The 8,939-nt window shown below is 57.8% G+C and carries 12 protein-coding genes and 3 tRNA genes; 3 read left to right on the top strand and 12 right to left on the bottom strand.

From position 1 onward, the window contains the following. From RMS03_RS04290 to rpe, 12 genes are all read right to left on the bottom strand, one after another. A partial coding sequence (locus RMS03_RS04290; protein ID WP_310625867.1) for a GTP-binding protein occupies window positions 1–141 on the bottom strand: 141 nt, incomplete at its 3' end. A gap of 41 nt (window positions 142–182) precedes the next feature. Continuing rightward, a tRNA-Thr gene (locus RMS03_RS04285) sits at window positions 183–257 on the bottom strand. Window positions 258–296: 39 nt separating this feature from the next. Beyond that, window positions 297–370: transfer RNA gene (locus tag RMS03_RS04280), tRNA-Gly, on the bottom strand. Between the two features lie 63 nt (window positions 371–433). Then, window positions 434–519 (bottom strand) — tRNA-Tyr (locus RMS03_RS04275). A gap of 60 nt (window positions 520–579) precedes the next feature. Then, complete coding sequence (locus tag RMS03_RS04270) at window positions 580–1,377, bottom strand: uracil-DNA glycosylase (RefSeq protein ID WP_310625866.1); 798 nt, start codon at window positions 1,375–1,377, stop codon at window positions 580–582. Window positions 1,378–1,388: 11 nt separating this feature from the next. Next, window positions 1,389–2,180: an indole-3-glycerol phosphate synthase TrpC gene (gene trpC / locus RMS03_RS04265; protein ID WP_310625865.1), complete on the bottom strand. Its 792-nt coding sequence runs from the start codon at window positions 2,178–2,180 to the stop codon at window positions 1,389–1,391. Beyond that, on the bottom strand, window positions 2,173–2,340 hold the full coding sequence (locus RMS03_RS04260; protein ID WP_310625864.1) for a hypothetical protein: 168 nt from the start codon (window positions 2,338–2,340) through the stop codon (window positions 2,173–2,175). Before RMS03_RS04260 ends, trpC begins: the two co-directional genes overlap by 8 nt. A 3-nt stretch (window positions 2,341–2,343) precedes the next feature. Then, the gene (gene trpD / locus RMS03_RS04255) at window positions 2,344–3,396 is read right to left on the bottom strand and encodes an anthranilate phosphoribosyltransferase (RefSeq protein ID WP_310625863.1); all 1,053 of its coding nucleotides are present in this window, start codon (window positions 3,394–3,396) and stop codon (window positions 2,344–2,346) included. A gap of 9 nt (window positions 3,397–3,405) precedes the next feature. After that, the gene (locus tag RMS03_RS04250; RefSeq protein WP_310625862.1) at window positions 3,406–3,975 is read right to left on the bottom strand and encodes an aminodeoxychorismate/anthranilate synthase component II; all 570 of its coding nucleotides are present in this window, start codon (window positions 3,973–3,975) and stop codon (window positions 3,406–3,408) included. Next, window positions 3,972–5,483, bottom strand: coding sequence for a chorismate-binding protein (locus RMS03_RS04245; protein ID WP_310625861.1), 1,512 nt, complete (start codon window positions 5,481–5,483; stop codon window positions 3,972–3,974). The genes RMS03_RS04250 and RMS03_RS04245 overlap by 4 nt, the downstream gene beginning before the upstream one ends. Window positions 5,484–5,701: 218 nt before the next feature. Further along, window positions 5,702–6,415 (bottom strand): phosphoglycolate phosphatase, encoded by a 714-nt coding sequence (gph, locus tag RMS03_RS04240; protein ID WP_310625860.1) that lies wholly within the window; start codon window positions 6,413–6,415, stop codon window positions 5,702–5,704. Continuing rightward, window positions 6,415–7,104 (bottom strand): ribulose-phosphate 3-epimerase, encoded by a 690-nt coding sequence (rpe, locus tag RMS03_RS04235; RefSeq protein ID WP_310625859.1) that lies wholly within the window; start codon window positions 7,102–7,104, stop codon window positions 6,415–6,417. Before rpe ends, gph begins: the two co-directional genes overlap by 1 nt. A gap of 56 nt (window positions 7,105–7,160) precedes the next feature. Between rpe and apaG the strand changes: the two genes are divergently transcribed. The 3 genes from apaG to RMS03_RS04220 form a co-directional block, all read left to right on the top strand. Beyond that, window positions 7,161–7,553 (top strand): Co2+/Mg2+ efflux protein ApaG, encoded by a 393-nt coding sequence (apaG, locus tag RMS03_RS04230; protein ID WP_310625858.1) that lies wholly within the window; start codon window positions 7,161–7,163, stop codon window positions 7,551–7,553. An 8-nt stretch (window positions 7,554–7,561) separates the two neighbouring features. Continuing rightward, entirely contained in the window at window positions 7,562–8,551 is a 990-nt protein-coding gene (gene thiL / locus RMS03_RS04225; protein WP_310625857.1) for a thiamine-phosphate kinase, read from the top strand. A gap of 159 nt (window positions 8,552–8,710) precedes the next feature. Then, window positions 8,711–8,939, top strand: a 229-nt coding sequence (locus RMS03_RS04220) for a transposase (protein WP_310625856.1), incomplete at its 3' end; no start/stop codon positions are given.

Here is an 8,939-nt window from a genome sequence, read left to right as displayed (position 1 = left end):
GTAAGCTTTCGCTTCACCACCAAACTTGGCCGACAAAATCGTGGTGATCGCCGCTGTCAGCGTTGTCTTGCCGTGGTCAACGTGACCAATCGTGCCCACATTCACGTGCGGCTTGGTACGTTCAAATTTTCCTTTTGCCATCTTTCGACTCCAAAAAAAATAGGTCAATCACAAAAAAAATCTGGTGCCCTTGGCGGGAATCGGACCCGCGACCTCTCCCTTACCAAGGGAGTGCTCTACCACTGAGCCACAAGGGCAAATCATTGACTGCCAATCAATCCATCAAAAACCACAGGTGGAGCGGGAGACGGGAATCGAACCCGCGTCATTAGCTTGGAAGGCTAGGGTTCTACCATTGAACTACTCCCGCATCAGATCAGAAAAGATCATCACAGTTGCAGGCCTACCGGCACTCCTACTTGTTGGTTTTCGCTGGTGGAGGGGACTGGATTCGAACCAGTGTAGGCGTAAGCCAACAGATTTACAGTCTGCCCCCTTTAGCCACTCGGGCACCCCTCCAGCGAATCGCAAACTATAGCAGAGTTTTAGGGTAATCGCGAGTCTTGGGATCTAAGTGGCTTACAAAGCCCACGTCATCGGCTGGTTTTTGTCAGCCAACCAAATTTGGGCTTGCGAGAAGTGCCCGCACCCAATGAACGGCAGGGGCGGGCGCAAGGCAGACAAAGGTGAAGGGTGGTTGGCTTTGAGTACCAAAGCCTGACGTTTGCCCCCCCCCCCAGAGCGCGACCCCACAAAACCCGAAGCCGAACAGTGGGTTTCCCGCTCAATCACCCCAGCCTTCGCTTGAGCGTGCCCACCCCAGAGCATGTAGACGCACACAGGCGCAGTGCGCGCCACCTCGACCAACAAGGCATCGGTCAACGGCTCCCAGCCGCGTTTGGCATGGCTGGCTGGCCGGCCATCCTCCACCGTCAAGCTGGTGTTGAGCAGCAGCACGCCACGCTTGGCCCACGCTTCGAGCGAACCGTTGCCAGACATGGGCTGACCGAGGTCACGCTGCAACTCTTTGAAGATGTTGCGCAGCGAAGGCGGAATCTTCACGCCGGACGCCACCGAGAACGACAAGCCCTGCGCTTGGTGCGGCCCGTGATACGGGTCTTGCCCGAGGATGACCACCTTCACCTGCGACAAGGGCGTGAGTTGCAAGGCCCACAAGGGATGTTTGGGATAGACCACGGCCCCCGCCGCCAAGCGCAATTGCATAAATGTGGCCAGCGACACGCCTTGCTCACTGCGCCAAAACGCATCCAACACGGGCTGCCAATCCGACTGAACAGCCCAGTCGTGTGGAGCCCACGCCGTCAAGCGCGGTTTTGCCGTCTGCACATCAGCGCCACGAAACAAATCGCCTGTCATACGCGTCAGCCTCAGGCGGCAAACAACTCAGCCAAGGCCACGCCGGGGTCAGGCGTACGCATGAAAGCCTCGCCCACCAAGAAGGCATGCACATTCGCATCGCGCATTTTCTGCACATCGCTGCGCTGCAAAATGCCACTCTCCGTCACCAGCAAACGATCGGCAGGCACGTCTTTGAGCATGTCAATCGTGGTATCGAGCGATACCTCAAACGTGCGCAAGTTGCGGTTGTTGATGCCCACCAACGGCGTTTTGAGCTTGAGCGCGCGCTGCAACTCCGCCGCATCATGGACCTCCACCAACACGGCCATATCAAGGCTGCGAGCCACAGCTTCCATCTCGGCCATTTGTGCATCGGTCAAGCACGCGGCGATGAGCAAAATACAGTCTGCCCCCATCACCCGCGCCTCGTACACCTGATACGGATTAATCATGAAATCTTTGCGCAGCACAGGCAAATCACAAGAGGCGCGCGCTTGCTTGAGATAGTCCACCTGGCCTTGAAAAAAATCTTTGTCGGTCAACACCGACAAGCAAGCGGCACCGTGCTCTGCATAGCTTTGCGCGATATCGGCAGGAATGAAGTCTTCGCGAATCACGCCTTTGGACGGACTGGCTTTTTTGATCTCCGCAATCACCGCAGACAAGCCCGCCGCCATCTTGGCGCGCAAGGCACCCACGAAGTCACGCGTCAGCACGCGGCTCTCGGCATCGGCACGCATGGCCGCCAATGATTTGCGCTGGAGCGCGGCTTGCACCTCTTGGTGTTTGACGGCCACGATTTGGTTCAAGATGTCACTCATGCTTGGCTTTCTGGTCACCTTCGGGTGACACGTTGCGACCGCCTTCAGGCGACGACTGATTTTTTAAAACATTCACAAATAGGCGGTGCATCACCACACCGACCAACACAAAGCCCACCGACAAGCCCATGGCAATCCAAGCTTCTGGGTTGTGCCACATCGCTCAGGCTTTGGCGGATAAGGCGTGTGCGGCTGTGACCAACTGATCCAGCTTGGCCTTGGCAGCCCCTGTGGCCAACACCTCGCGCGCAAGCGCGATGCCAGCCTCCATACTGTCCGCCACATTGGCGGCATACAAAGCCACGCCCGCGTTCAACACCACGATGTCGCGTGCTGGGCCTGCTTGGTTATCCAACACACCCAGCAACATGGCACGCGACTGTTCGGGCGTTTCCACACGCAACGTGCGGTTGCTGCTCATGGCGAAGCCAAAGTCTTCGGGGTGAATTTCGTATTCACGCACACTTCCCTCTTTCAGCTCCCCTACCAAGGTAGAAGCGCCCAAGGAGACCTCGTCCAAACCATCGCGGCCATAGACCACCAGGGCATGGTCGGCACCCAAGCGCTCGAGGGCACGCACCTGGATGCCGACCAAGTCGGGATGAAACACACCCATCAAAATATTGGGCGCGCTGGCAGGGTTGGTGAGTGGCCCCAAGATATTGAAGATGGTCCGCACACCCAGCTCTTTGCGAACGGGGGCCACATTCTTCATGGCGGGATGATGGTTAGGCGCAAACATAAAACCAATGCCCACCTCGGCAATGCATTGCGCAATGTTCGCGGGCGGCAAATTGATGTTGACGCCCAAGCTCTCCAACACATCAGCGCTGCCGCTCTTGCTGCTCACACTGCGTCCGCCATGCTTGCTGACTTTGCCACCGGCAGCAGCAACCACAAACATCGAACAGGTAGAGATGTTGAACGTGTGCGAACCGTCACCACCTGTGCCCACAATATCCACCATGTGCGTTCGATCAGGCACATTCACCTTGGTCGAAAACTCGCGCATCACTTGCGCAGCAGCGGTGATTTCGCCGATGGTTTCTTTTTTCACACGCAAGGCCGTGATGAACGCAGACATCATGACGGGCGGCATCTCCCCCGACATGATGAGACGCATGATGTGCAACATCTCGTCATGAAAAATCTCACGATGTTCAATGACGCGTTGCAGCGCTTCTTGGGGTGTGATTGCATGCATGGTGGTTGTCATCGCCAGCCTTTACAAAAAGTTTTTCAGCATGGCATAGCCATGATCCGTGAGGATGGATTCAGGGTGAAACTGAACGCCCTGAATATCCAGTTCTGTGTGACGCACGCCCATGATCTCGCCGTCATCGGTCCACGCCGTGACCTTAAGGCTCGACGGACAAGACGCACGTTCAATCGCCAACGAGTGGTAGCGGTTGACCGTGAGCTTCTCGGGCAAGCCACCAAACACGCCCTCTTGCGTGGTGGTGATGACGCTGGTTTTGCCGTGCATCAACGTTTGAGCACGAACGATCTTGCCGCCAAGCGCCGCACCAATGCTTTGATGGCCCAAGCACACACCCAGAATGGGTAACTTGCCTGCAAAGTGCTGAATCGCTGCCACCGAAATACCCGCCTCGGCAGGTGAACAAGGGCCGGGCGAGATCACCAAGCGATCCGGCTTGCGCGCGGCAATGCCTTCGAGCGTGATTTCGTCGTTGCGAAACACCTCGACCTCTGCCCCCAACTCACCAAAATATTGAACGATGTTGAAGGTGAAGCTGTCGTAGTTATCCACCATCAGAAGTTTGATCTTGCTCATTCCAAGCCCTCCTCAACCAACTCGCTAGCACGCAACAAGGCGCGCGCTTTGTGCTCTGTCTCGCGCCATTCCAACTCAGGCACCGAGTCGGCCACCACGCCTGCGGCAGCTTGCACATAGAGCGTGTCGTTCTTGATGATGCCAGTACGAATGGCAATCGCCACATCCATGTCACCCGCAAAACTCAAGTAGCCACAGGCGCCGCCGTACAGGCCACGCTTAGTAGGTTCGAGCTGGTCAATCAACTCCATCGCATGCACCTTGGGCGCCCCCGTCAGCGTGCCTGCGGGGAATGTGGCCTTGAGCACATCCATGCTGGTCAGCGGTTGGCCATCGGCACCGTCGAGCAACAAGCCCTCCACATTGCTCACGATGTGCATCACGTGGCTGTAACGCTCCACCACAAAAGCCTCAGTCACTTTGACGCTGCCTGTTTTGGCAATGCGGCCAATGTCGTTGCGTGCGAGGTCAATCAACATCACATGCTCAGCGCGCTCTTTGGGGTCGTTGATGAGATCCACCTCAGCGGCCTTGTCCGCCTCAGGCGTCGCGCCGCGCGGGCGGGTACCAGCCAAAGGACGGATGGTGACTTTTTGACCTTCAGGCGTGGACTCCTGGCGCACCAAAATCTCGGGCGATGCGCCCACCACATAGGCATCGCCGAGGTTGTAGTAATACATGTAGGGGCTGGGGTTCAACGAGCGCAGCGCACGGTACAACGACAGCGGGCTGGCGGTGAACTTCTTGTGGATGCGTTGACCCACTTGCACCTGCATGAAGTCGCCCGCCGCGATCAAGTCCTTGGCGCGCAACACAGCGGCCAAGTAATCGTCTTTGGCAAAGCTGCGTTCGGCTGGGTGACTGGCACACGGCGCAATCGATGGTGCTTGGGCAGGGGCTTTCAAGCGTTGCTTCAACTCGGCCAAACGTGCCTGCGCTTGTAGGTAGGCATCAGGCGTCGCGGGGTCTACGTACACGATGAGTGAGAGCTTGCCCGAGAGGTTGTCAATCACTGCCAGTTCTTCGGTTTGCAGCAGCAAGATGTCGGGCATGCCTAAATCATCGGGTGGGCACGCGTGGGCCAATTTCTTTTCAATATGACGCACTGTGTCGTAGCCAAAATAACCCGCCAAGCCACCACAAAAACGCGGCAAGCCTTGACGCAGTGCCACCTTGAAACGCTTTTGGTAAGCGGCCACAAAGTCCAGCGGGTTGCCCGCATGGGTTTCAACCACCACACCATCAGTCACCACCTCGGTCTTGGCCTCTGCGCCAAAACCACTGGCACGCAACAGCGTGCGTGCGGGCAAACCAATAAAGCTGTAACGCCCAAAGCGCTCACCGCCCACCACCGACTCCAGCAAAAAGCTGCGCTCGCCGTTGTGTTGCACATGCGCGAGCTTGAGATAAAGCGACAGCGGGGTTTCTAAATCGGCAAAGGCCTCGACTACCAACGGGATGCGGTTGTAGCCCTCTTGGGCCAGTTGTTTGAATTCGGTTTCAGTCATGGTGAGCCTCCACAGCTCGGCCCCATCAGCTTTGGGGTGTTCATTCGGACAAGTGCTGAGCAGCTCAGTGGTGCTTCAGCGCGGGCACGGCATCAGTGAACCTGAACGTGCTTTGAGACAAGCGCAAACCCTGGCGTACGCCAGGGCCAAGCTCCCCGGTCATGACAACCTGTGACTGTGCTACGGTGAATGAACATGGGGTTCAGTTTAGCAAAGGCTCAGGCCTTGCTGGCAAACGCGAGCTGAATGTGGGTCAACGCATCGACATGCCCGTCGGCGTCCACCACATCCACGGGCTCGCCGTGGTTATAGCCATAGCGCACCAACACCACAGGACAACCGGCGGAGCGGGCGGCTTGGGCGTCGTTCTTCGAGTCGCCTACCATCAAGGTGTGCGCGGGCCGTGTGCCCAAGGCTTCACAGGTTTTGAGCAGCGGCAATGGGTCTGGCTTCTTGCGTTCAAAACTGTCACCACCAAACACGTGGCTGAAAAACTGGTCAAGCCCTTTGGCCTGCAACAAAGGCTTGGCAAACGACAAGGGCTTATTGGTCAAGCATGCCAGTTGCACACCGGCATCACGCCACTGTTGCAGTGCCTCGGTCACACCGTCATACACCGCAGCAAACTCACCATTAATGGCAAGATAGTGATGTTGGTAACGCAACCATGCCGCTTCATATAGGTTGTCAGCACCACGCGCCTCGCAAACATTGGCAAGGCCTTTGACTTCGGGCAAGACCAACTGATGCGCCAGCACGGAGCGAATCAAATGCTCAGAACCTTTACCCAGCGTGCGTTCGACCAACGAACGGGTGACCGGCGGCAAGTCCAAATCGGCCAATGTGCGGTTGAGGGACGCCTCGAAATCGCCCAAGGTGTCCACCATCGTTCCATCGAGATCAACAATGGCTGCTTTCAATTGACGAAACATCAAACCAACGCCACGCGCATTTGGTCGATCACCGTTTTGTAGTCAGGCTTGCCAAAAATCGCGCTGCCCGCCACAAAGGTGTCGGCCCCTGCATCGGCCACTTGGCGGATGTTGTCGGGCTTGATGCCGCCGTCGACTTCGAGGCGGATATCTTTGCCACTGCGCTCAATCCACTGGCGCGCCAACTCGACCTTGCGCAGTGCCGAGTCAATGAAGCTTTGCCCGCCAAAGCCGGGGTTGACGCTCATGATGAGGATGAGGTCAATCTCGTCAATCGTCCACTCCAACACATCCAGCGGCTCGGCGGGGTTGAAGACCAACCCCGCTTTCACACCTTGGCTCTTGATGGCTTGGATGCTGCGATGCACATGGGCACTGGCATCGGGATGAAAACTGATGTAGTCCGCCCCCGCTTGAGCAAACGAAGCAGCCAAGGTGTCCACCGGGGAAATCATCAAGTGCACGTCAATCGGCACCGCCACGCCCGCAGGCGTTTTGGCGTAGGGCTTCAAGGCTTGGCAAATCATGGGGCCAAACGTGAGGTTAGGCACGTAGTGGTTGTCCATCACGTCAAAGTGAATCCAGTCAGCGCCAGCGGCAATGACGTTTTTCACCTCGTCACCCAGATGGGCGAAGTCGGCAGACAAGATGGAAGGAGCGATGTTGAATGGAAGGCGTGTGCTGGTCATGGGGTGATTATTTCACCCTCGGCACAGCATGTCTGGGCTTAGGCCAAAATTACCCCATGCCACGCTACAAATTCCAAGTCGAAGTTTTTCCGCGATACCTGTCTGAGCAGTCTGACCCAAACGGCGGTTTGTATGTGTTTGCCTACACCATCACCATCCGCAATGTCGGGGATGTGGCGGCGCAACTCATCTCGCGCACATGGAATGTGAACGACGCGAATGGCACACACGAGAAGATCAAAGGCCTTGGCATAGTGGGCCACCAGCCCTTCCTCAAACCGGGCGAACAGTTTGAGTACACCAGTGGCACACGCCTGCGCACACCCACCGGCACCATGCATGGCAGCTACTTCTGCGTAGCCGAAGACGGCGAAAAATTTGACGTAGACATTCCCATGTTTGTGCTCGACGCACTCAGCGACGAGCCGGGCAAACGCCATCTGCACTGAGACTGCACATGGGCGAATTCGACCTGATTGAGCGCTACTTCAAGCGCCCCACACACAAAGCCGCACTCGGCGTGGGTGACGACTGCGCGCTGCTCAACACCACCCCCGGCATGCAAATGGCGGTATCGAGCGACATGTTGGTAGAAGGCCGTCACTTCCTCAGCACGGTCGACCCTGCACGACTCGGCCACAAAGCCTTGGCGGTGAACCTGAGCGATTTGGCGGCGGTGGGCGCCGAGCCCTTGGCCTTCACCCTCGCCCTTGCCCTGCCGCGCGTGGACGAGGCATGGCTGGCAGGTTTTTCCAGCGGCTTGCTGCGCTTGGCCGATGCCCACGGCTGCGAGCTGGTGGGCGGCGACACCACCCAAGGCCCGCTGAACATCTGCATCACCGTGTTTGGCGAAGTGCCCCCAGGCGACGCGCTGCTGCGCCAAAACGCGCAAGTGGGCGATGACATTTACATCAGCGGCACGGTGGGTGATGCGCGCTTGGCGCTCGAAGTGTTTCGCGGCACACAGTCTTTGTCGGGCGAAGCCTTCGAGCAAATCCGTTTACGCATGGAACAACCGACACCCCGCGTAGCGCTGGGTACCGCACTGCGTGCCGTGGCCAATGCAGCGATTGATGCGAGCGATGGCCTGCTGGGTGACCTAGGCCACATCCTCAAACGCTCAGGCGTGGGCGCGCAGGTGGACACCACTTGGCTGCAAGCCGCTGGTAGCTTTGGCGATGCACATTTGCCCGCAGGCATCACCCCCGTGCTGGCCGAGTTGCCATGGAACAAACGCTTAGAGTTCGCCCTCTCAGGTGGTGACGACTACGAACTGTGCTTCACCGCACCTGTGAACCAACGCGAGCTGGTGCATGCTGCCGCGTGGGAAACCCATACACCCGTCACACGCATTGGCCGCATCACGCAAGCGCAAGGCTTGGTCGTGCTGGACCCGCAGGGGCAGCCCATCACGCGACGCTTTGCGTCGTTTGACCACTTCGCTTAAACCCCAGTTGATGCTGAGGCCACGCGGCGTTGCTTCTGCGTCAAGCCGCCATAACCCCAGTCCGTGGCAGGCAGCTCTTGCACACTGATGTAGGGAACATCTGCATAACCTTCTTGTAAACCCTGACAGCGTGAACGCCATAGACTGCGTTGAATACACATGAAACAAACCAGCCTATCGATCAGCGGCTTTGAGCTGCAAAGTAAACGCACACGTCGACGAGAGGTTCTCAACGACTTGGATCGCGTCATCCCTTGGCCAGTTCTGCTGGCTTTGATCCAGCCACACGCCCCTGCGGGCAAGACAGGCCGCCCACCGTTTGCAGTGGAGACGATGCTGCGCATCCATTTGTTGCAACAGTTCTTTGGCCTGAGCGACCCAGCGGCAG

The organism is Limnohabitans sp. (assembly GCF_031538885.1).
Lineage (GTDB): Bacteria > Pseudomonadota > Gammaproteobacteria > Burkholderiales > Burkholderiaceae_C > Limnohabitans.
The sequence above is the reverse complement of the archived record's forward strand: the minus strand, read 5'-3'. Positions and strand labels throughout refer to the sequence as shown.